General features: G+C 63.2%; 19 protein-coding genes and 4 pseudogenes. 17 read left to right on the top strand and 6 right to left on the bottom strand.

Annotation, left to right across the window (positions count from 1 at the left end; all coding sequences use genetic code 11):
• Window positions 1-287: 287 nt before the first annotated feature.
• The 5 genes from tnpA (at window position 288) to ACVJ19_RS42895 (ending at window position 4,245) form a co-directional block, all read left to right on the top strand.
• Window positions 288-710: an IS66-like element accessory protein TnpA gene (gene tnpA / locus ACVJ19_RS42915; RefSeq protein ID WP_424578819.1), complete on the top strand. Its 423-nt coding sequence runs from the start codon at window positions 288-290 to the stop codon at window positions 708-710.
• Entirely contained in the window at window positions 707-1,063 is a 357-nt protein-coding gene (gene tnpB, locus ACVJ19_RS42910) for an IS66 family insertion sequence element accessory protein TnpB (protein ID WP_018273742.1), read from the top strand. The genes tnpA and tnpB overlap by 4 nt, the downstream gene beginning before the upstream one ends.
• A 50-nt stretch (window positions 1,064-1,113) precedes the next feature.
• Window positions 1,114-2,664, top strand: a complete 1,551-nt coding sequence (gene tnpC, locus ACVJ19_RS42905) for an IS66 family transposase (RefSeq protein WP_035681142.1) — start codon at window positions 1,114-1,116, stop codon at window positions 2,662-2,664.
• Entirely contained in the window at window positions 2,661-3,311 is a 651-nt protein-coding gene (locus ACVJ19_RS42900) for a UPF0149 family protein (RefSeq protein WP_063712394.1), read from the top strand. Before tnpC ends, ACVJ19_RS42900 begins: the two co-directional genes overlap by 4 nt.
• Window positions 3,312-4,038: 727 nt before the next feature.
• A complete protein-coding gene (locus ACVJ19_RS42895) occupies window positions 4,039-4,245 on the top strand; it encodes a cold-shock protein (RefSeq protein WP_011084914.1) in 207 nt (68 codons plus the stop codon).
• 294 nt (window positions 4,246-4,539) lie between these two features.
• Here the strand turns inward: ACVJ19_RS42895 and ACVJ19_RS42890 are convergent, their stop codons facing one another.
• The 3 genes from ACVJ19_RS42890 to ACVJ19_RS42880 all read right to left on the bottom strand — a co-directional run bounded on the left by ACVJ19_RS42890 (window position 4,540) and on the right by ACVJ19_RS42880 (window position 7,156).
• On the bottom strand, window positions 4,540-5,070 hold the full coding sequence (locus ACVJ19_RS42890; protein ID WP_095425214.1) for a gamma-glutamylcyclotransferase: 531 nt from the start codon (window positions 5,068-5,070) through the stop codon (window positions 4,540-4,542).
• A 45-nt stretch (window positions 5,071-5,115) separates the two neighbouring features.
• Window positions 5,116-5,472: a hypothetical protein gene (locus ACVJ19_RS42885; protein ID WP_223153695.1), complete on the bottom strand. Its 357-nt coding sequence runs from the start codon at window positions 5,470-5,472 to the stop codon at window positions 5,116-5,118.
• A gap of 554 nt (window positions 5,473-6,026) precedes the next feature.
• A protein-coding gene (locus tag ACVJ19_RS42880; protein WP_085967575.1) for an IS3-like element ISRj2 family transposase occupies window positions 6,027-7,156 on the bottom strand; the annotation gives its coding sequence in 2 pieces (ribosomal slippage) (window positions 6,027-6,904 and window positions 6,904-7,156; 1,131 coding nt in all).
• A 103-nt stretch (window positions 7,157-7,259) separates the two neighbouring features.
• Here ACVJ19_RS42880 and ACVJ19_RS42875 point away from each other — a divergent pair.
• The gene (locus ACVJ19_RS42875; RefSeq protein WP_304567195.1) at window positions 7,260-7,829 is read left to right on the top strand and encodes a YopT-type cysteine protease domain-containing protein; all 570 of its coding nucleotides are present in this window, start codon (window positions 7,260-7,262) and stop codon (window positions 7,827-7,829) included.
• Between the two features lie 583 nt (window positions 7,830-8,412).
• Here the strand turns inward: ACVJ19_RS42875 and ACVJ19_RS42870 are convergent.
• Window positions 8,413-9,194 (bottom strand): annotated as a pseudogene (locus tag ACVJ19_RS42870) (IS5-like element ISBj2 family transposase).
• A 70-nt stretch (window positions 9,195-9,264) separates the two neighbouring features.
• Window positions 9,265-9,434 (bottom strand): annotated as a pseudogene (locus tag ACVJ19_RS42865) (IS5/IS1182 family transposase); the annotation flags it as partial.
• 457 nt (window positions 9,435-9,891) lie between these two features.
• Here ACVJ19_RS42865 and ACVJ19_RS42860 point away from each other — a divergent pair.
• The 10 genes and pseudogenes from ACVJ19_RS42860 to ACVJ19_RS42815 all read left to right on the top strand — a co-directional run.
• On the top strand, window positions 9,892-10,224 hold the full coding sequence (locus ACVJ19_RS42860) for a cytochrome P450 (protein ID WP_269466507.1): 333 nt from the start codon (window positions 9,892-9,894) through the stop codon (window positions 10,222-10,224).
• A gap of 16 nt (window positions 10,225-10,240) precedes the next feature.
• Window positions 10,241-11,446, top strand: a complete 1,206-nt coding sequence (locus ACVJ19_RS42855) for a cytochrome P450 (RefSeq protein WP_018647443.1) — start codon at window positions 10,241-10,243, stop codon at window positions 11,444-11,446.
• A gap of 83 nt (window positions 11,447-11,529) precedes the next feature.
• Complete coding sequence (locus tag ACVJ19_RS42850) at window positions 11,530-12,819, top strand: cytochrome P450 (RefSeq protein ID WP_018647444.1); 1,290 nt, start codon at window positions 11,530-11,532, stop codon at window positions 12,817-12,819.
• Window position 12,820: 1 nt separating this feature from the next.
• The gene (locus tag ACVJ19_RS42845; RefSeq protein WP_018647445.1) at window positions 12,821-13,111 is read left to right on the top strand and encodes a ferredoxin; all 291 of its coding nucleotides are present in this window, start codon (window positions 12,821-12,823) and stop codon (window positions 13,109-13,111) included.
• A gap of 4 nt (window positions 13,112-13,115) precedes the next feature.
• Window positions 13,116-13,961, top strand: a complete 846-nt coding sequence (locus tag ACVJ19_RS42840; protein WP_018647446.1) for an SDR family oxidoreductase — start codon at window positions 13,116-13,118, stop codon at window positions 13,959-13,961.
• Window positions 13,961-15,304: a cytochrome P450 gene (locus tag ACVJ19_RS42835; protein ID WP_018647447.1), complete on the top strand. Its 1,344-nt coding sequence runs from the start codon at window positions 13,961-13,963 to the stop codon at window positions 15,302-15,304. Before ACVJ19_RS42840 ends, ACVJ19_RS42835 begins: the two co-directional genes overlap by 1 nt.
• Before the next feature lie 154 nt (window positions 15,305-15,458).
• A complete protein-coding gene (locus tag ACVJ19_RS42830; RefSeq protein ID WP_026312706.1) occupies window positions 15,459-16,457 on the top strand; it encodes a polyprenyl synthetase family protein in 999 nt (332 codons plus the stop codon).
• Between the two features lie 142 nt (window positions 16,458-16,599).
• Window positions 16,600-18,150: a hypothetical protein gene (locus ACVJ19_RS42825; RefSeq protein ID WP_026312707.1), complete on the top strand. Its 1,551-nt coding sequence runs from the start codon at window positions 16,600-16,602 to the stop codon at window positions 18,148-18,150.
• A complete protein-coding gene (locus ACVJ19_RS42820; protein WP_011084944.1) occupies window positions 18,147-19,049 on the top strand; it encodes a terpene synthase family protein in 903 nt (300 codons plus the stop codon). The genes ACVJ19_RS42825 and ACVJ19_RS42820 overlap by 4 nt, the downstream gene beginning before the upstream one ends.
• Before the next feature lie 103 nt (window positions 19,050-19,152).
• Window positions 19,153-19,439: pseudogene (locus ACVJ19_RS42815) on the top strand (DDE-type integrase/transposase/recombinase); the annotation flags it as partial.
• Between the two features lie 1,104 nt (window positions 19,440-20,543).
• On the opposite strand, the pseudogene ACVJ19_RS42810 reads toward ACVJ19_RS42815, so the two are convergent.
• A pseudogene (locus ACVJ19_RS42810) lies at window positions 20,544-21,024 on the bottom strand (transposase); the annotation flags it as partial.
• A 173-nt stretch (window positions 21,025-21,197) separates the two neighbouring features.
• On the opposite strand from ACVJ19_RS42810, the gene istA reads away from it, so the two are divergent.
• The gene (gene istA / locus ACVJ19_RS42805) at window positions 21,198-22,739 is read left to right on the top strand and encodes an IS21-like element ISFK1 family transposase (protein WP_060907903.1); all 1,542 of its coding nucleotides are present in this window, start codon (window positions 21,198-21,200) and stop codon (window positions 22,737-22,739) included.
• The last annotated feature ends 2 nt before the right edge of the window (window positions 22,740-22,741 follow it).

The following is a 22,741-nucleotide window of genomic DNA, read 5'->3' as shown; positions in this document are numbered from 1 at the left end:
CGTTCGTATGGACGCGGCGACACTAGATCGAACACTCGTCCTCGAAACCTGTCTCTTTGAGAGGCGCAAACTCCGTTTTGCCAAGCTTTGGGCTGTCCATGATCAGGCCGGTTCGACGCTTGACAGCCCGACAGCCTTGCAGGAACGAGCGAGGAATAGAATCAAAGGGCCTCCCCAGCTCGACAAGGACGGTCTACAGATAGCGGTACGACGACCCCACCTCGTTTAGGTGGACGGGATGAGCGAGACTCGCGCGTGGATTTGACAACGCGAGGGACGCTCGTTCCATGCATCAAGACAGACATCAAGACGGGCATGATGCCGCCTCCTATCAGCGGATCGAGGTGATCACAGGGGAGAGGCGACGGCGCAGTTGGAGCGATGCGGAGAAGGCGCGGATCGTGGCCGAGAGTGCCGATCCGGAGACGAGCATTTCCGAGGTGGCTCGACGCAACGGGGTGAACCGGGGACTGCTCAGTGTGTGGCGGCGCCAGGCGCGGCTCGCGTCGAGCGAAGCGCCGCAGTTCGTGCAAGTCAGGCTCCAGGCCGCCGTCGAGGCGCAGCCGAACGCGATCGATAAGGCGCATGTTCTGACGGATCCGGCCGAGCGGATCGAGGTGATGATCGCGGGCGCGACGGTGCGCGTGCCCGTCGGCGTCGACGCCGCGACGCTGGAGCGCGTGCTGGCGGCGGTGAGATCGACGCGATGATCTCTTTCGGTCCAATGGTCCGTGTGTTCGTCGCGACGCAGCCGATTGACTTTCGTAAAGGCGTTCATGGCCTTGTCGCGCTGGTAGCGGAGGGATTAGGCGGCAAGCCCTACAGCGGTGACGTTTATGTCTTCCGATCGAAGCGATCGGATCGTTTGAAGCTACTGGTTTTTGACGGCTCGGGAATGGTTCTAGCGACGAAGTGGCTGGAGAATGGGGGCTTTGCCTGGCCACCTGTTCGCGAGGGTACGATGCCGGTGACGGGGGCGCAACTGGCGATGCTGATTGAAGGTCTTGCGGAGTGGTCGCGTGTGGTCCCGAAGGTGACGAAGCGGCCGACGAAGGTTGCCTGAAGCGTCTTGTTTTGCTGGCGATTGCGAGTGCGTTCGTGTAGCTCTGCGATATGGCGCTTCGCCCCGAAGATCTCCCCTCTGACCCTGCGGCTCTTGCCGAGATGGTGCTGGCTTTCGAAGGCGAGAACGATGATCTGCGCGCAGAGATCGCCACGTTGAAGAGCCTGATCTTCGGCGCACGATCGGAGCGCGCGGCGATCGTCTGCGCCGAACAGATCGCGTTTGATCTGGAACGGACCGCCGGCTCACAGCTCCCGGCCAATGACGACAAACCGGACGCGCCGCGGCCGGAGCGGCGCAAAGCGAAGCGCAACATCGGCGCGCTGCCGGCGCATCTGCCTCGGGTCGAGCGGGTGATCGAGCCGGCGTCCACGCTGTGCCCGTGCTGCACGGGTCAGATGCATCGGATCGGCGAGGAGAGCAGCGAAGCGCTCGATCGGGTTCCCGCGTGGCTGCGCGTGCTCCGCACGATCCGTCCAAAATACGCCTGCCGCTCCTGTGAGGGCCCGATTGTCCAGGCCCCGGCACCGGCGCGGCTCGTCGAGGGCGGCATGGCAACGACGGCGCTGATCGCGCATATCGCCGCGGCCAAATATGCCTGGCAATCGACGCTCTATCGCCAGACGCAGATCCTGGCGGGTCAGGGTGTCGTCGTCGACCGTCAGACGCTGGCGCGCTGGATGGGGAGCGCGGCGTGGCTGGTCAGGGGCCTCTACGATCTGCAACTGAAGACTATGCACGGCTTCGAGCGGCTGTTCTGCGACGAGACGCCGATGCCAGTGCTCGATCCGGGACGCGGCCGCACGAGGATCTGCCAGTTCTGGGCGCACGCGACGGACGATCGGGCGTGGAAGGGGCCGGCGCCGCCGGCGGTCGCCTACGTGTTCGCAGGTGGTCGCGGCAAAAAGGAGATCGTGGCGCAGTTAGCCGGCTTCGAAGGCGTGCTGCAAGTCGACGGCTATGCCGCCTACGCCTCGCTGGCGGGCGATGCGATGATGTCGGGCCAGATCCAGCTGGCGTATTGTCTCGTTCACGCGCGCCGCAACTTCGTGAGGGTGCACAAGACGACGAACTCACCCTTCGCCGCGGAGGTCATCGAGCGCATTGCGGCCGTCTACGCGATCGAGGAGAGGATCCGCGGTCTCGATGCTGGGGAACGCCGCGCGACGCGACAGGCCGAGACGAAGCCGCTGATGGAGGCGTTGAGGGCCCGTCTGATCGCGGTGAAGGACGGGATCTCCCGCCGCTCGACGCTCATCAAGGCGATCGACTACATGCTCGAACGCTGGCAGGGCCTGACGACGTTCCTGGATGACGGGCGGCTCGAGCCGGACACCAACACGGTCGAACGATCGATCAGGCCAATTGCGATCGGAAAAAAGAACTCGTTGTTCAGTGGTGACGAAGGCGGGGGCGAGACCTGGGCGATACTCGCTTCGCTTCTTAACACAGCGAAATTGAATGGCCTCGACCCCGAGGCGTATCTCGTCGACGTTCTCGATCGCATGGTGAGCGGCGCCACGAAGACCAACCAGCTTCACGAACTTCTGGCCTGGAACTGGAAGGCCGCACGCGAAGCCGAAAAGCGGGCCGTGGCATGACGAAGCCGAAGCAAGGGCGGGGAACGCGAAAAGCACGCAAGACGACGATGGCGGACTATGCCATGTCGTTCGAACGGCTCGGGCAATGGATCAGCAAGCGCGCCAGGTCGCCGACGCTTCGGCATCCGCGGGCGACGTCGCTCTCCATGCTCGATGGCGCGGTGGCCGCGGTCGTCGCCGGGCCGGTCTCGATGGCGTCCGAGGAATGGGTGTGCCCGCTCCTCGGCGTAGATCCCGACGCCTTCAATCACGACACCGAGGAGTTCTCGGCAATCGCCGCCACGCTGATGCGCCACAACGCTATCAGCGAGACGCTGTCGACGAGACCGGAGAGCTTCGAGCCGCTGTTCGTGCGATCACCGGACGGCGAAGTCGACCCGCAGCCCTGGTGCATGGGCTTCTACGCCGTCATGAAGCTTCGGCTTCTCGTCTGGTCGCGGCTTCTCCCCCCGAATGGAACCGAACACCTTATGCTGCGGCCGATCTTGGTCCATTGCATCGACGACGCCGGTCGACCCTTGCTACCCCCGGCCCGGCGCACGCTGGGAACGCAGCCCATCATCCAAAACGCCTGGCGCAACATTCCAGCAACCGTCGAGGCCCTCCGGCAGTTCTGGATGCCTATACGCTTCAAGCGCGGTGCGTAGGCCGTCCGCACCAAGTCCGTGGCTCCGTGGGCCTCTCGTACCGTTTACGGTCTACATTTGCGTCCCAATCTGCCGGATCCGCATCAGCATTTGTTTTGAGGTTCTTGTTTTAAAGTGGAGCGCGGGGTCCGGCAGGTGCCGCTAAGATTTGCGGCTTTGGTGCTACCGCGTTTGGTTGGAGAAAGTGAGTTTTCAGGTCTCGATACTTAGGATTCTCGCCGGCCAACCGGAGGGCCGGGCGAGCCTTGCCGTCCTCAAGGATTACCTGGCGGTGTTCTACACCAGCGGTCCGGAGTGGACGGATCGTACGAAGCGATTGGCGGCGCAGACGCCGGATCTCAATATTTTCGGACAAGGGCTGGTTACGCGGGAACCCGGACAATGGATCATAACGGACAAAGGGCGGGCCTTTCTTGCTCTTCTGGAACAGAAGAGCGTACCTGACTCTCAGGAGCGAACGCTCGAAGGCATGGTTGAGAAACCCCTTGCAAGTAGGCTTCCCGCGCTTGCGCCGGGCCGACAAGACCACAGTGCCAGTCGCCGGCACCTCCGCCGGAAGCCGCTGAGGGCGCGCGATGGGCGTTCCAGCTAGCCCCTCCCTAAGCTCACGCCCGGCGACGATGTTGCTCCATATCGTGCCGGAGCAACATTGCATACCCCGCGCACCGGCTTGATGCCCTTCGCAAACCATACTTAGATCGCTGTTGTTTGAGATGGAGACATTGTAGTGGCAACCGGTATTGTGAAGTGGTTCAGCGCGACAAAGGGTTATGGATTTATCAAGCCCGATGATGGCGAAGCCGACGTATTCGTGCACATCAGGTCAGTCGAGAAGGCCGGATACACCTCCCTTGCTGAGGGGGCCCGGATCAGCTTCGAGCGCAAGACCGGCAGCTCCGGCAAAGTGTCCGCAGACAATCTGCGTATAGGATAGCCTTCTTTCGCGACGAGGGGAGACATGGTTCTCTAAGGACCAAGCCACCACGATTCGAGACGGATGGTAATCGACGCAAGCAATTGAGATATCGTCACTAAATCAACGTAGAAATATTTCTGTGCTAGCATTTGTGCTAAATCAGCGACTTAGACCTGCCTGAATGTGATAGATGTCACACTTTGAGGCAGCATTCTTGACGAGGCCCCAGCCGGGACGGATGGTCTGCTATCGCCTCGCTACCGAGCTCATCTGCCGGAGCTATACCCTCTCCCATACCCTCAAAGGCAAATCCTAGCCCCGGAGAGCCTGCACTGCTTGCCATAGCTCGGTAACGGCCGGATCTTCTAAACCCACATCGTGCAGGCCTTCAAAATTCCTCCTCACATAATCCAGTGCACTGCCACTAGTGCCTCGGGCCTTGAGGATCATCTCTGCCTTCTTGGCAGTGCTTATCGTCGAACCGAGCGGGTTTACTCCCTCATAGATGTATACCTTGGCGTCTACCGAGCGCCCGTCGGCCAACAGCACCTGCAGATCTGTCGGATCACACGCTTCTCTTTTTCGCAGAGCACGTAAGAGGACCGGTATTTTGTCATTGTCCGGAAACTCAAAAGCGGCTCCCTCACAGCTGGCCCCATCAAACGGCTCCAGATTCAGCGTGATGCCAGGGTTCTCTTTGGTCCCCCAGTTAACCACTGACTTCTTATTGAAGGTTCGACGATAGCCACGAAGCGTTGCGCGCTGAGACCCCGCGCAGCCGAACTCGGACTGCCATCCATCAAAGGTGAGAGACCCGAAGCCAAAGACCCAGACCACGATCACGCCTCCATCTGGGCCAAGGTTTGCTCGAACAGCATACTCACCAGTCTAGTCCCGATAGGGCGTGCAAAGGTCGGAGGCTAGCTGATCAGACACGCCTGTAACCCGCTTCTGGATAAACTCCGGAGTGAAATCCTGAAACCTATCGCTATTCGCTCGCAGCTTAATGATCGCCTCAGGGTCAATCTTCAGAAGTTCCTCCACATAGCCCAACACCTTCACATAAGAAGGGGCGTTCACGTGCCTTGGCCCAACCAGGTTTGCAAACAGGGTGGCAATTCCCTCCTCAATGTTAAGGGCGGCGCCACCCCCGTTCGGGGTAAGGAGGTGCACTATTTCCTGAGACAGTTCGAAACGCGCTTGCTCTTCATTCGACTGACAAGTGTCGCTCAGATGAATCACCACGCATCTGCTTTCCTGCGAGTACTGCGGAAACCAAACACCAGGGCGAGGGCCTCCCACCTCAATTCCAAGGATCGTCCAGCTCCGATCACGCGTGCCGAATTGCCTCTCTGCCTGATTCAACCAATCCCCCAGTAAAGTTGTGAGGGTGTATGTCCAGCGCTTAGACTCCTCCTGCCAAGTCCTAACGAATCCAACCGTCGGCGACGTAAGCATCTATTCAGCCTCCCTTTTAGGGAACCCTACGCTAAAGCTCCGCAGCGGCCAACAGAGATACCCCTCAATCTGCGCACGCACTTGGGACGAAAGGCCGGACTTTACCCACTCGCTCAAACCGAAGCCCCACTCGTAACTCCCGATGCCTTCCTCTTCGCTTTCGCCCTTAGGATGGGAACAGGCGACACGATGGTTAGAGCTGGCCCCGGTTGTTTGGACAGCGCCCCGCTGGATTTAAGTGGATTCCTGCCGGGTTATGCTGAACGCGGGGCTTTACGATTTTGTCGTTGCGTCGGGAGGGCGTAGCCCGACCAGAGCGACGACAAAATCGTCGGCGACGGTCATGCGGCCATCACCATAGCTTGCGTGCCGAAGTAAGCCTCGTCGGGCGTGCGCCCGTCAAGGCTCGAGTGAGGGCGTCCCTGATTGTAGAAGGCCAGATACTTGGCAATTGACGCTCGCGCCTCGGACACGCTGTCGTAGGCGCGGAGATAAACTTCTTCGTATTTGACCGTGCGCCAGAGCCGCTCGACAAACACGTTGTCGCGCCAGGCGCCCTTGCCGTCCATGCTGATGGCGATCTTCGCGTCCAGCAGCACATCGGTGAACTCGAGGCTGGTGAACTGGCTGCCCTGATCCGTGTTGAAAATCTCGGGCCTGCCGTGCTTCGCCAACGCCTCCTGGACCGCTTGGACGCAGAAGGCCGCCTCCATTGTGATCGAGACGCGATGGGCCAGGACCCGTCGGCTGAACACATCGACGACCGCCGCGAGATAGACGAAGCCACGCCGCATCGGAATGTAGGTGATGTCCATTGCCCACGCATGGTCGGGCCGCTCGATCTTCAATCCGCGCAACAGGTACGGGTAGATCTTGTGACCCGGAGCCGGCTTGCTCGTGTTCGGGCGACGATAGACCGCCTCGATCCCCATGCGCTTCATCAGCGTCGCGATGTGGCGGCGACCGGCGTATACCCCCTCCCGCCGCAGCAACGATCGCAGCATACGCGCTCCCGCGAAGGGATAATCGAGATGCAGCTCATCGAGCCGACGCATCAAGGCAAGGTCCTCGGCCGAAACTGGCCGAGGTTCATAGTAGACCGTGCTGCGAGCCAGCTTCAGGACCTTCGCCTGGCGCACGATAGAAAGATCATGACCGCGGTCGATCATCGCTTTGCGCTCAGCAGGCCCGCCTTGGTGAGCGCGCCGGACAAAAAATCGTTTTCCAACGCCAGCTCGCCGATCTTGGCATGTAACGCCTTCAAATCGACCGGCGTCTCGGCCGATGTCTTGTCATGCCCAAACACGCCGGCGGCGCCTTCCAGGAGCTGGTTTTTCCAGATCGTGATCTGGTTCGGATGAACATCAAACAGTTGCGCCAGCTCCGCCAGTGTCTTGTCTCCTTTGACCGCAGCCAAAGCAACCTTCGCCTTGAATGCCGGAGAATGCGTCCGGCGGCTCTTCTTCGTCATCTTCGCTCCTGATTCGCAGCAAGAATCCTCGCCGCTGTCAGGCAGAAAATCCACTCAAGCTACTGTCCGAATTTGCGGGGCCAGCTCTAGTCCGGCCACCTCCTTGTTCGAATACAGAACGGCCGACCTGCGTGATGCGAATGTGGACGGCATCTGCGTCGGGCTGACTGCGGAGTGGTTCCGCAATCTTAGCAACAGCCCATCAACCCGAATGAGTGCGCTTACACCCGGATCGCAAACGCACGCCTCAGCGGCTGAACGGCAGCAGCAATATCAAGGTCTTAAGGATCAGTTACGAAGCAGGGGAGCAGGATCTTCTCAGGCCGACCTTCAGGCACAAAATACCATTTTGGAGGAAGCAGGCTTGGAACCGGCTGGAGAAGAGAAGAGATTCGCATTCGGCAAGTCTTCGAACGTCAAGTCCATGGTGAACGAAATCAATGAAGACGGATCGAACCATTTACTCAGCTTGTATTTCGCTGAAGGCGGCGCCCACACAGTGGCGACGTCGGCCTCGAATGGAACGACCACGCTTTTCGACCCTAACTATGGAGAATTTACTGTTCGATCAGATCCTGACCAGATGGCTTCATTGTTACAAAGCCTCGCCAATCGTTACAGGAATCCCAACGGGCAGCATTTGTCGACAATCACGACGCAAAGGATGCAGTGAGTTGGGCCTTCAGGCCGCGGTGATTGACGCCTTCTGTGAAGGCGCGGATGCGTCGGCCGGCGCTTGCGTTCGGTCGCGGCGGGGGCAAATCTGCAGCGGATAGGCGGCTGCGTGCCGGCTTGCGATTGTGCCGGCATCGAAAGCGGGGGGGCGGCACCCCGCTATCCATGACGGTCGGCACAAATTGCAATTCTGTTTCGCAATGGCCGCCTGCGGTTTGCTCAACTGACGTCGCCAAGAAACAATTGCTGCGGCGACAATCCATGCCGTCCGCTATCGAACCACGCGCTTGATCCAGACCGACTGTGCGCAGAATATGACTTTCCACGACATCAACTTTGAAGCACGCAAAGCCGGCGCATCGATATTGGTCCAGCTGTGACTCTTACAAGCAGCTTCATCCTGAAAAGCCAAAGTCTTGATTGACAAGGCACCTTATCTTCGAACGGTGAAAGCGTCGGAGTTTTCCAAATTGCCAGGGTGCTCCCTGCAGGACCTGAGGGGCGCGACTCCAGCGATTGCGCCGCTGCGGGCGGCGCCACAGAATGCACCCCGGCGCTGGTCGCTAATCTAGGGTCCAGACTCAATTGAGCCAATATGCGACGAGAGCGGCGAGATGAACAGCGGCCAAAAAATTACGGGCGAGCTTGTCATATCGCGTGGCGATGCGCCGGAAGTCCTTGAGCCTGCAAAAGCAGCGTTCGATGACATTTCGTCCTTTGTAGGCGCGTTTGTTGAAGCGATGGATGACGACACGGTTAGATTTATTGGGGATTACGGGCTTGGCGCCACGACGAATGATTTCGCCGCGAAGCTTGTCGCCATCATACCCTTTGTCGGCGAGGAGCACGCTCATGGGTGGCGCGAGCGCCAGGACATCGGGAGCCGCAGCGACATCGGCATCCTGGCCTGGAGTCAGATGCAGGACGACCGGCCGGCAGAGCGGATCGCTCAGCGCATGGATTTTTGTCGTGCGGCCTCCGCGCGAGCGGCCGATTGCTTGATTGTGCTCCCCCCTTTTCCGCCGGAGGCACACCGGTGAGCTTTAATCGAGTCGAGTCGAGCGACAGTACGACGCCGTCTTCGCCAGGCTTGGCCAGCGCTTCGAAGATTGCGCACCATCGTCCTCGCTTGGCCCAGCGATTGAAGCGATTGTAGATCGTCGTGTAAGGGCCGTATTCACGTGGACAATCACGCCATCGTGCACCCGATTGCAGCATGTGAATGATGCCGCTGACGATGCGTCGGTCGTCGTCCCGATCCGGCCCCGTCAGTCCCCTCGGCAGATGCGGTTCGATACGCGCCCATTGCCTGTCGTTCAGCCAAAACAAACCAGCGCGCATTCTCTCGCCCCCGAATCAACACGTAGGCAAGAGAATCACGTGGCGCTATTTAGGTACAGACCCTAATGCGCCCTACGCTAAAGGCCAGAACCGAGAGGCATCTCCGTAGCTACTTTTGGAAGCGTTTGGTTCAAGAATTGCGTCGCTCCCATGCGAGCCTTATCGTGCCGAACGGATGCTCGACTGTCTCGCGATGCTGGCGCATCGCCTCTGTGTTTGCATCAAGGCGCTGCTGCACGGCCTTGAGCAGACGCTCATGCTTGCGTGCTTCCAGAGTGCCGATCTTGTCCTTCAACTTCGCTGCCGGCACCCCCTCAAGGATAGCTTGAATCGCCTTATCTAGCTCGCGCTCAGTCCACTCCCGGCATCGTGACGCTGCGACCGCGCCCCGTCCCCGAGCTTCCGCATCTAGGTAACCAGAGCCACGAAGGCGGCGAGGTCTTGCCCTCCGGACAGGCTGACGCGATCGCGTTCGATGACCCCGGCGGCATCGGAGTGGTTTCCGGCGAACCACACCTGCTGCAGCCAATCCAGATGCTTGAAATTTCGCGCAAGGGCTGCCCCGCACATTCAGCGCGAGAGCAGGCCTTTGTCGGGCACTTGCTGCGCCCGTTGTCGGCATTGAGACTGAATGCCAGAAACCTGACACTACGCGCAGCTATGTAGTGCCTGCTGAGCCTGCGAATTCACTTCGGCACGCGATTTGCTCTGTTCACGGTGTGGGACTGGTCCGGAGGCTATATTGGCGGACACATCGGGGGCACGGTCGAACCTCCTTCACCAATCCGTACGGTCAGTCGATCTATGGCGATGCCGACAGGTTCGATGTCACCCGGCGGCGCAACCCGCACCTGTCGTTCGGCCAGGGGCCGCATTTCTGCCTGGGCGCAGCGCTGGCGCGTCTAGAATTGGGCTGCGCCTTCCCCGCGCTGTTCGTGCGGCTGGAGCATCTGGCGCTGACCATCGCCGCGGAGGACGTCGTCTACATGCCGTCTTACGTCATTCGCTGCCCGCAGCGCCTGCCGGTCACCTTCCGCCCTTCCATCGCTTAGAGAGTGAAGTGCCACCATGTCCGAACAACAACCCTTGCCGACGCTGCCGATGTGGCGCGTCGATCACATCGAGCCCTCGCCCGAGATGTTGGCGCTACGCGCCAGCGGTCCGATCCACCGCGTGCGCTTCCCCTCCGGGCACGAAGGCTGGTGGGTGACAGGCTATGACGAGGCCAAGGCGGTGCTGTCCGACGCGGCGTTCCGGCCCGCGGGAATGCCGCCGGCGGCATTCACCCCGGATTCGGTGATTCTCGGTTCGCCGGGGTGGCTGGTCTCGCACGAGGGGCGCGAGCATGCCCGGCTACGCGCGATCGTGGCGCCGGCCTTCAGTAACCGCAGGGTGAAGCTGCTCGTGCCGCAGGTCGAAGCGATCGCCGCGCACTTGTTCGAGACGCTGGCGGCCCAGCCCCAGCCCGCCGACCTGCGGCGCCACCTCTCCTTTCCGCTTCCGGCCATGGTCATCAGCGCGCTGATGGGCGTGCTCTACGAGGATCACGCCTTTTTCGCCGGGCTGTCCGATGAGGTGATGACGCACCAGCATGAAAGCGGCCCGCGCAGCGCGTCCCGCCTGGCCTGGGAAGAACTGCGCGCCTACATTCGCGGCAAGATGCGCGACAAGCGCCAGGATCCGGACGACAACCTGCTGACGGATCTGCTCGCTGCGGTCGACCAGGGCAAGGCGAGCGAGGAAGAGGCGGTTGGCCTGGCGGCGGGCATGCTGGTGGCGGGGCACGAGAGCACCGTCGCACAGATCGAATTCGGCCTGCTAGCCATGTTCCGCCATCCGCAACAGCGCGAACGCCTGGTCGGCGATCCGTCCCTGGTCGACAAGGCGGTAGAGGAAATCCTGCGCATGTACCCGCCGGGCGCGGGCTGGGATGGCATCATGCGCTATCCGAGGACCGACGTGACCATCGCGGGCGAGCATATTCCCGCGGAGAGCAAGGTGCTGGTCGGCCTGCCGGCAACGTCGTTCGATCCGCACCATTTCGACGACCCGGAAATCTTCGATATCGAACGCCAGGAAAAGCCGCACCTGGCTTTTTCCTACGGGCCGCACGCGTGCATCGGCGTGGCGCTGGCCAGGCTGGAGCTCAAGGTGGTGTTCGGTTCGATCTTCCAGCGCCTTCCCGCGCTGCGCCTGGCCGTGGCGCCGGAACAACTGAAGTTGCGCAAGGAGATCATCACGGGCGGGTTCGAGCAGTTCCCGGTGCTCTGGTGATGTCGCGGACGCCACGGGCGATCTCGATCTTCTCCGGAATCTGCCGCGCGCCGGTCAGATCAGCCCGCCAACAGGTAACCAGGATGGACGTGCAAGAAACCACGGCAGCATGCCGGGACGCCTTCGCCGAACTGGCGTCGCCAGCGTGCATCCACGACCCGTATCCGTTCATGCGATGGTTGCGCGAGCACGATCCGGTGCATCGCGCGGCGTCGGGCCTCTTTTTGTTGAGCCGCCACGCCGACATCTACTGGGCGCTCAAGGCCACGGGCGATGCGTTTCGGGGTCCGGCGCCCGGCGAACTGGCGCGCTATTTCTCGCGTGCGGCGACCAGCCCGTCGCTCAATCTGTTGGCGTCCACGCTAGCGATGAAGGACCCACCGACGCATACGCGTCTGCGCCGGCTGATCTCGCGCGATTTCACCATGGGCCAGATCGACAACCTGCGGCCGAGCATCGCGCGCATCGTCGCAGCGCGCCTGGACGGCATAACGCCCGCGCTGGAGCGCGGGGAGCCGGTGGACCTGCATCGGGAATTCGCGCTGGCCTTGCCCATGCTGGTTTTCGCCGAACTGTTCGGCATGCCCCAAGACGACATGTTCGAGCTCGCTGCCGGCATCGGCGCCATTCTGGAAGGCCTGGGCCCACACGCCAGCGATCCCCAGCTCGCCGCGGCGGACGTGGCCAGCGCCAGGGTGCGGGCCTACTTCGGCGACCTCATACAGCGCAAGCGCACCGATCCCCGCCGCGACATCGTGTCGATGCTGGTCGGCGCACATGACGACGATGCCGACACACTGTCGGATGCGGAGTTGATCAGCATGCTGTGGGGCATGCTGCTGGGCGGTTTCGTCACCACTGCTGCGAGCATCGACCATGCGGTCCTGGCGATGCTGGCGTATCCCGAACAGCGGCACTGGCTGCAGGGAGACGCCGTGGGGGTGAAGGCATTCGTCGAAGAAGTCCTGCGCTGCGACGCGCCCGTTATGTTCAGCTCCATCCCGCGTATCGCCCAGCGCGACATCGAACTGGGCGGCGTGGTGATTCCGAAGAACGCGGACGTGCGCGTGCTGATCGCGTCCGGCAATCGCGACCCGGACGCCTTCGCCGATCCCGATCGCTTCGATCCCGCGCGGTTCTACGGCACCAGTCCAGGCATGTCGACCGACGGGAAGATCATGCTGAGCTTCGGCCACGGCATTCACTTCTGCCTCGGTGCGCAACTGGCCCGGGTGCAGTTGGCCGAGAGCCTGCCGCGGATCCAGGCCCGCTTCCCCACGCTGGCATTTGCCGGGCAGCCGACCCGGGAGCCCTCGGCGTTCCTTCGGACGTTCCGCGCGCTGCCGGTGCGGCTGCATGCGCAGGGGAGCTGAGATGCGCGTCATGGTCGACCAGGATCTGTGCGGAACCAGCGGGCAGTGCGTGCTGACGCTGCCGGGCACCTTTCGCCAGCGCGAACCGGACGGCGTGGCCGAAGTGTGCGTGGCGACGGTCCCGCATGCGCTGCACGCCGCCGTGCGGCTCGCGGCCAGCCAGTGCCCGGTCGCCGCCATTCGGGTCATCGAAAGCGACGCTGGCGATGGCGAGCCCGCCAGCGCCGACCCTGCGCCTTCTCCAGCGGAGGCCGAGCGGCATGCCGCGAAAGACCAGCACAATCTAGGATGACACGATGGGACGGTTTGAAGGCAAAGTGGCCGTGGTGACCGGCGCCGGCGCCGGCATCGGCAAGGCATGCGCCCTCGCCATCGCGCGCGAGGGCGGCAGAGTGGTGGTGGCCGACATTGATGGCTCGGCGGCTATCGCCTGCACCGCGCAGATCGCGGCCGAAGCGGGCCACGCGCTCGCCCTGGCGATCGACATCGCCGATGCGCAGGCGGTGGCAGCGCTGTTCGAGACGGCGGAGCGGCACTTCGGCGGGGTCGACCTGCTGGTGAACAACGCGAGCGCGATGCATCTGACCCCGCGCGACCGCGCGATCCTCGAGCTGGAGCTAGCGGTCTGGGATCAGACCATGGCGACCAATCTGCGTGGCACGTTGCTCTGCTGCCGGCAGGCCATCCCCCGGATGATCGCCCGCGGCGGTGGCGCGATCGTCAACATGTCGTCGTGCCAGGGGCTCAGTGGTGATACCGCACTGACATCCTACGCCGCGTCGAAGGCGGCGATGAACATGCTGTCGTCCTCACTTGCCACCCAGTACGGTCATGCGCAGATCCGCTGCAATGCGGTTGCGCCGGGTCTCATCATGACCGAGCGACTCCTCGCCAAGCTGGACGCGTGCATGCAAACCCATCTGCGCCGTCACCAGCTCCTGCCGCGCATCGGCCGCCCCGAGGACGTGGCCGCGCTGGTGGCGTTCCTGCTCTCCGACGATGCTGCGTTCATCACTGGCCAGGTCGTGTGCATCGACGGCGGCATGCTGGCGCATGTGCCGACATACGCCGACGGTGGCAACAGCCGCGCCGCGCGGCCTGCCGGCGAGACCGCAGAAGCGGACGCGGCGCCGCGCTGCTGATGGACATGCTGCTCAACCCGCTGAACCGTCGGCATCGGCTGCGGCACGACATCCCGGTCGTGCCCGGCGCTTTTCCCTTGGTCGGGCATCTTCCCGCCGTCGTCTGCGACCTGCCGCGCCTGCTGCGGCGTGCGGAACGGACGCTGGGCAGCCACTTCTGGCTAGATTTCGGCCCTGCCGGACACCTGATGACCAGTCTGGATCCGGATGCTCTCGCACTGCTCCGGCACAAGGACGTGTCCTCGGCGCTGATCGAAGACATCGCGCCCGAATTGTTTGGCGGAACGTTGGTCGCCCAGGACGGCATCGCGCACCGGCAGGCGCGCGATGCGATCCAGGCGGCGCTTCTGCCCAAGGGGCTGACCCTGGCCGGCATCGGCGAGCTGTTCGCGCCCGTCATCCGGGCGCGCGTGCAGAGGTGGCGGGAACGGGGCGACGTCACCATCCTGCGCGAAACCGGCGATCTAATGCTCAAGCTCATCTTCAGTCTCATGGGAATCCCCGCGCAGGACCTGCCGGGATGGCATCGCAAGTACCGGCAACTGCTGCAGTTGATCGTCGCGCCCCCGGTCGACCTGCCCGGACTGCCCTTGCGGCGGGGCCGCGCCGCCCGCGACTGGATCGATGCGCGGTTGCGCGAGTTCGTCCGCGCCGCGCGCGAACATGCCTCGCGCACCGGGTTGATCAACGACATGGTGAGCGCCTTCGATCGCAGCGACGATGCGCTTTCCGATGACGTCCTGGTCGCCAATATTCGCTTGCTGCTGCTTGGTGGTCACGACACCACCGCCTCGACGATGGCCTGGATGGTGATCGAGCTAGCGCGGCAGCCTGGGCTGTGGGACGCCCTGGTCGAGGAGGCGCAACGCGTAGGCGCGGTGCCGACTCGGCACGCGGACCTGGCGCAGTGTCCGGTCGCCGAGGCGCTGTTCCGCGAGACGCTGCGCGTGCATCCGGCGACGCCGCTCCTAGTGCGTCGCGCACTGCGTGAATTGCGACTCGGCCAACAGCGCATTCCTACGGGCACCGATCTGTGCATCCCGCTGCTGCATTTCTCGACCTCGGCGCTGCTGCACGAGGCGCCTGATCAGTTTCGGCTGGCGCGGTGGCTTCAACGCACCGAGCCGATCCGGCCGGTGGACATGCTGCAGTTCGGTACCGGCCCACACTTCTGCATGGGCTACCACCTGGTATGGCTGGAACTGGTGCAGTTCTGTATCGCCTTGGCGCTGACCATGCACGAGGCCGGGGTGCGGCCGCGGTTGCTGAGCGGCGTCGAAAAAGGCCGGCGCTATTACCCGACCGCACATCCGTCCATGACTATCCGCATCGGATTCTCATGAGCTGGCATCGCATGCCCCGTGTGGTGAGGCAGCGGCGCCGGCGACGCGCGGCATTGCTGCACTCGGCGCGCGCGCTCGGTGCGAGGCCGGCAACACCGCGGCGGCTCGCCGCTCGCCGTGGCCGTCTCCTGGCAGGTACAAGGACATGAACAACATGCAGACTGGTTCCACGCCACACGACGACCGAGCTGGCGTTTCCGCGAACGGCATATTGGGCGCGCAGGCGCGCGGCGCATCCGGCAGGCTGCTGCCCGAGATCTGGATGCAGGACGGCGCAAAGCGGGTCGAAGAGGCGCTGGCGCGTCTTCTCTGCGCCGAAGACGACGGTGAGACCGAGCTGATGGCGGCGATGCGCTACGCCACCTTGCATGGCGGCAAGCGCACCCGCGCCTTGCTCTGTTTGGCTGCCGGCGCACTGGCCGACACGCCGGCGCACATGCTCGATGACGTCGGTGCCGCCATCGAGATGATGCACGCCTGTACGTTGGTCCACGACGATCTGCCCGCGATGGACGACGACGTGCTTCGCCGCGGCCTTCCGACCGTGCACGTCAAGTTCGGCGAAGCCACCGCGATCCTGGTCGGCGATGCGCTGCAGGCGCACGCCTTCCTGACCCTGGCGAGCCTGAATGCGCCGGGCGACACCCCTATCGCGCTCGTGCGCGAACTGGCGCAGGCGGTGTCCGCCGAGGGGGCCGCAGGCGGGCAGGCCATAGATCTGTCGCTGGTTGGAAAGCACGTCGAGCTGGACAGGATCGTGGCGATGCACCGGATGAAGAGCGGAGCGCTAGTGCGCGCGTCCGTTCGCATGGGCGCGCTATGCGCTGTCGGCGTGAATGCCGCGCACGCTGCACTTTACTGTGCGCTGGATCACTACAGCGCCTGTTTCGGCCTGGCGTTACAGGTGATCGACGACATTCTCGACGTGACAGCGGATACCGCGGCGCTGGGCAAGACCCCCGGCAAGGACGCGGCGGCGCAGAAGCCGACCTGCGCGTCGATCATGGGACTGCAGGAAGCACGCCAGTTCGCGCTGGATCTGTTGCGCGATGCCGGCGAGGCCATCGCGCCGCTGGGGCCGCGTGCGGAACGGTTGGCGCAACTCATACAGTGGGCCAACGCGTATCTGTTCAAACACGCGCCACGCGCATGAGCGCGCCCGTCCGCATCGAGTCGCCCCTGTGCCGCTGCGATCGGCCGGCGGCAGAGTGCATCCTGCACTGTGTCCGAGTCCGCGGCGCCGATCGCAGCGGTTGCCCGCCGCGGCGCACGTTTCTGCAAACGGAACATCCCGCGTGAACGCGCTGTCCGAACATATCCTTTCCGAATTGCGCCGCCTGCTGAGCGAAATGAGCGATGGCGGCAGCGTCGGTCCGTCCGTCTACGACACGGCGCAGGCGCTGCGCTTCCACGGCAACGTCACCGGTCGGCAGGACGCATACGCGTGGCTCATCGCGCAGCAACAGGCCGACGGCGGATGGGGAAGCGCGGACTTCCCGCTGTTCCGCCATGCGCCCACGTGGGCGGCGTTACTGGCATTGCAGCGTGCCGATCCTCTTCCCGGAGCTGCGGACGCAGTCCAGACTGCAACGAGGTTCCTCCAGCGCCAGCCCGATCCCTACGCACATGCGGTGCCAGAAGACGCGCCGATCGGCGCGGAGCTGATCCTGCCGCAGTTTTGCGGTGAGGCCGCATCCTTGCTGGGTGGCGTAGCGTTTCCGCGCCATCCTGCGCTGTTGCCATTGCGGCAAGCGTGCCTGGTCAAGCTGGGGGCGGTGGCGATGTTGCCGAGCGGCCATCCGTTGCTACACTCCTGGGAAGCCTGGGGGACGTCGCCGACCACCGCATGCCCGGATGACGACGGCAGCATCGGCATCAGTCCGGCGGCCACCGCCGCGTGGCGTGCCCAGGCCGTGACACGGGGGAGCACGCCGCAGGTCGGGCGCGCCGATGCGTATCTGCAGATGGCATCGCGGGCGACGCGCAGCGGCATCGAAGGTGTCTTTCCCAACGTCTGGCCGATCAATGTGTTCGAGCCATGCTGGTCGCTGTACACCCTGCATCTGGCCGGGCTTTTCGCGCATCCCGCGCTCGCGGAGGCGGTTCGCGTGATCGTCGCGCAGCTCGACGCCCGTCTGGGCGTGCACGGTCTGGGCCCGGCCTTGCACTTCGCGGCTGATGCGGACGACACCGCCGTTGCGTTGTGCGTCCTGCACCTTGCAGGCCGTGACCCGGCGGTCGATGCGTTGCGCCATTTCGAAATCGGCGAGCTGTTCGTCACCTTCCCCGGCGAACGCAATGCCTCGGTGTCGACCAACATTCATGCCCTGCATGCGTTGCGACTGTTGGGAAAGCCCGCCGCGGGCGCCAGCGCGTACGTCGAGGCCAATCGCAACCCGCACGGTCTATGGGACAACGAAAAATGGCACGTTTCGTGGCTGTATCCCACCGCGCATGCGGTCGCTGCGCTGGCGCAAGGCAAGCCCCAGTGGCGAGATGAGCGCGCGCTGGCGGCGCTGCTGCAGGCGCAGCGCGACGACGGTGGCTGGGGCGCGGGTCGCGGGTCCACGTTCGAGGAAACCGCCTATGCGCTGTTTGCGTTGCACGTGATGGATGGGAGCGAAGAGGCGACAGGGCGCCGGCGCATCGCGCAGGTGGTGGCGCGTGCGCTGGAGTGGATGCTCGCCCGCCATGCGGCGCATGGATTGCCGCAGACGCCGCTGTGGATCGGCAAGGAACTGTATTGCCCCACTCGGGTCGTGCGCGTGGCCGAACTCGCCGGGTTGTGGCTGGCGCTTCGTTGGGGGCGGCGCGTCCTGGCCGAGGGGGCAGGAGCGGCGCCATGATCCAGACTGAACGCGCGGTGCAGCAGGTGCTGGAGTGGGGACGTTCCCTGACCGGATTCGCCGACGAGCATGCCGTGGAAGCGGTCAGGGGCGGCCAGTACATCCTGCAGCGCATCCACCCGAGCCTGCGCGGCACCAGCGCCCGCACCGGTCGCGATCCGCAGGACGAAACGCTGATAGTGACGTTCTATCGCGAACTGGCGCTGCTGTTCTGGCTCGACGATTGCAACGACCTTGGCCTGATCTCGCCGGAACAGCTCGCCGCGGTGGAGCAAGCGCTGGGGCAGGGCGTGCCGTGCGCGCTCCCCGGATTCGAGGGTTGCGCTGTGCTGCGCGCTTCGCTGGCCACGCTCGCCTACGATCGTCGCGATTATGCTCAGCTTCTCGACGATACCCGGTGCTACTCCGCGGCGCTGCGCGCCGGACACGCGCAGGCGGTAGCGGCGGAACGCTGGTCCTACGCTGAGTACCTGCACAACGGCATCGATTCGATCGCCTACGCGAACGTGTTCTGTTGCCTGTCCTTGCTGTGGGGGCTGGATATGGCGACCTTGCGCGCGCGTCCGGCGTTTCGCCAGGTCCTGCGGCTCATCTCCGCGATAGGGCGTCTGCAGAACGATCTGCATGGATGCGACAAGGACAGGTCGGCCGGCGAGGCCGACAACGCGGTGATCTTGCTGCTGCAGCGCTATCCAGCTATGCCTGTGGTGGAGTTCCTCAACGACGAGCTGGCCGGCCATACGCGCATGCTGCACCGGGTGATGGCGGAAGAACGCTTTCCCGCGCCGTGGGGACCATTGATCGAGGCCATGGCGGCCATCCGCGTGCAGTACTACCGGACCTCGACCAGCCGCTACCGCAGCGACGCTGTGAGGGGAGGCCAGCGCGCGCCGGCCTGAACGCGCAGGAGGCGGCGGCGTGCGCGCGCTGCCGTCGGCCCGATCCGACGCAACGCCGCCGCCCGATGGAGCGAGCATGAGCGACACCGCCCTGAGACTGCACGTCCACGACCAGTTCGCCAACGGCCGGCGCTTCCGCATTCTCAACATCGTCGACGACGTCACTAAGGAATACCTGGGCGCCATTCCGGAGACGTCAATCCGGGGCGGCGGGTGGCCCGCGAACTGAAGGAAATCGTTGAGCGACGCGGCAAGCCAGGAATGATCGCGTCCGACCATGGCACCGAGTTCACCTGCAACGCCATGCTGGCCTGGAGCAAGGACACGGTCATCGACTGGCACTTCATCGCGCCGGGAAAGCCGATGCAGAACGGCTTCATCGAGAGATTCATGTATAGACGGCCGCGCGGATGCAAGGGATTTCAGCAGCAATTTGGATATCGGTCGGGTGCGTTCATGTATACGGCCTATCATTGCGACCGATAGCATGGCCGCTCGCCCTGATGGAGATCGCGGATCGAGGCCTCATCAACGGGTCGCGCTTGTTGCGCTTAAAACTCTTCTGTCAATCGGCCCTTTAATTGCGGATTATTGTCAACTCTCTTTTTTTGAAGCCATTCGGCAAGACGGTAGCGCTCGACCTCCCCGTCGGCCCGATTCGGCGCGCGCCAATTGTGCACACAATCGGCGAGAAATGGGGGAGCGTGCTACGACCTGTTCACAGCCCTTTCTGTCGCGGGCCATGTCGCGCCGAGCAGCCGGGAGTTGTTGGCAATCGCTGGAATTATCGGGTAATTTTGCGCAACAGGCGCAACACGATGTCGACGAACAAATGCGGACTAAGTTATTGAAATAATTGGTGATCCCAGCAGAACAAGCACATCAGCCGGTATCAATGGCTTAGATTGGCAAACCGCCCGTTCGGGCAAGATTGATCCGCAAGCGCTTTTTCGCGCACTGGCAATCAAAAGCCGCCGGATGGTGGGCCAAAAATGCGAAGGGCCGCCTCGGCTAAGGCAGCCCCAGATCGCAATCAAAAGTCCAGTAGCCTCGAATTTAGCACCCAGTCTCCCGAGCCGCAATCCGGAACCGCCATGCAAGCTGCCTTCGCCGCTGCCCTGGCGCGGAAGATGGTGCGGCCGTGAGTGCAATTCTCGACAAGGACCGGACCCGGCGAAAGCTCCATCTGTTAACGCGCGCAAATGGCGATCTACGCATTACCGATCAAGACTTCCGGGTGCTTTGGTATATCGCCGATGCGATCGATCACGAGACCGATCTAGCCCGCCGCAAGCAGGCCACCATCGCTAAAGATCTTGGGAAGAAGGGCGTCCGCGGCGTGCAGTTGAGCCTCGGACGGTTAGCCGAGTTCGGCTACCTCAAGTTCGAGGTCAAGGAAGGCGGGACCTACGTCAATGCCTATCGCCTTCTTCTCGAAGAGGCGAATGTGGGTTCGCCTGAGCTATCGCCAAATTTTGGTGACGGCCGGGCCGGTCAGGCGGCGGCGGTTTTGGGCTCACGGTCAGCCGTGCTTGGCGATGACCTCAATCCCGTCGTTGAATGTCACACCGAGCACGAGTTTTGGCAACTGGTTGTGACCATCGAGTCGACGCCAACTTTTCTGCGCGGCCTCGGCCAGTTTGAAGACCATCGCGAGCGCCGTCCTGTTGGACAGGCAACCCTTCGATCGGATCGTGCGGTGGCGCACGGTGGCGAAGGTGCTTTCAATGGGATTGGTCGTCCGCAGGTGTTTCCAGTGCTCGGCGGGGAAGTCGTAGAAAGCCAGCAGCGTGTCCCGATCCTTGCCGAGGCAGTCGGCCGCCTTTTCGTATTTGGGTGTGTAGCTCTCGATGAAGGCGTCGAATGCCAGCTCGGCGGTGGCCTTGGACTCCGCCATCCAAATCTCCTGCAGCGCGCGTTTGGCTTTCGGCTGCTGGCTCTTTGGCAGCTTGGCGAGCACGTTGGTGGTCTTGTGTGCGCGTTTCGCGGGATCGTGAGCGCGGATTTCAGGGGATCGTGAGCAGAGATTTCAGACGATCGTGAGCAACGATTTCGCGGGATCGTGAGCAAGGCTTTCGGAGCCTTGCAGCGCTTCGGCCGACAACTCAACCGGCTTAGGGATGACCTCGTGGTTAACGAGGAAGTCCAATGCCTACCCAGAGATTGTCGATGCGCCGGATCAAGGAAGTCCTTCGGTTAAAACATTTTCAAGGCCTGCCAGAGCGGGCCATCGCGCGGAGCGTGGGCGTCAGCAACGGCGTTGTGCACAGCTACCTGAGCCGCGCCCGCTCTGCTGGGTTGAGCTGGCCGCTTCCGGAGGGAATGACCGATGAAGACCTGGAGCTTTTGCTTTTCCCGGCCCCACGACCAGCGTCTCAGAGCCCGCAGCGGCCGGTGCCCGACTGGAGCTACATCGATAAAGAGCTCCGCCGGCGCAACGTAACCCGTCGCCTGCTCTGGGAGGAGTATCGCGCCGTTAATCCCGACGGTTTCGGGTACACGTGGTTCTGCACTACCTACGAGGCCTGGAAGGGGCGGGTCCGACCTTCGATGCGGCAGATTCATCTGGGCGGCGAGAAGGTGTTCGTGGATTTCGCCGGCGACACCATCGACATCGTCGATCCCCTGACCGGGGAAGTGCAGCCGATGAAGCTGTTCGTCGCGGCGATGGGCGCTTCGAACTACACCTACGCCGAGGCCTGCCCCAGCGAGAGCTTGGCCGACTGGATCCGGGCCCACGTCAACTTGTTCACGTTTTTGAGCGGAACGCCGACGTTCGTGGTCTGCGACAACCTCAAAGCCGCCGTCAGCAACCCCGACCGCTACGATCCCGGCCTCAATCGCACTTATGCCGAGATGGCGAGCCATTACGGCACGGCCATTCTCGCCGCACGGCCGCGGCGCCCAAAAGACAAGGCGAAGGTCGAGGTCGCGGTGCAAATCGCCCAGCGCTGGATTCTGGCCCGGCTGCGCAATCAGCGCTTCTTTTCCCGGGCCGAGCTCAACGCCGCCATCAAGACACTCGTCGACGAACTCAATGCTCGTCAAATGCGTGGCTTCGGCTCAAGCCGCGCCGAACTGTTTGCCGAACTCGACAAACCCAAGCTAACCCCGCTGCCAGATCAGCCTTATGCCTTCGCACGCTGGAAGCGCTGCCGCCTCGCTCCCGATTATCATGTCGAGGTCGACGGCCATTGGTACTCCGCGCCGTATCGTCTGATTGGCGAGCTGGTCGATGCCCGTATCGACGATCGGACGGTCGAGATCTTCCACAAGGGCCAGCGGATCGCCAGCCATGCCCGCGCGCCCAACCGACGCGGACACACCACCATCGCCGACCACATGCCCAGCGCCCATCGCCGCTACGGCAAATGGACCCCCGCCGCGGTGATCGCCGCCGGCGAGCGGATCGGTCCTTCGACAGCAGCGTTTTTCCAGGCCGTGATCGACGCCCGGCCCCATCCAGAACAAGGCTTTCGAACCTGCCTTGGCATTCTGGCGCTCGTCAAAAGCTACGGCGCCGAACGCCTCGACGCAGCCTGCCGGAGGGGCATCCTCATCAAGGCGCGCTCCGTCGCCTCGATTAGATCGATCCTCCAGAACGGCCTCGATCGCACGTTCTTCGACGAATCTTTCGAGCACCAGCCCCTGCGCCACGGCAACATCCGCGGACGCGACTACTTCCACTGAAG

This window comes from Bradyrhizobium sp. USDA 376, assembly GCF_054063675.1.
This window is presented reverse-complemented; position numbering and strand designations above follow the sequence as displayed.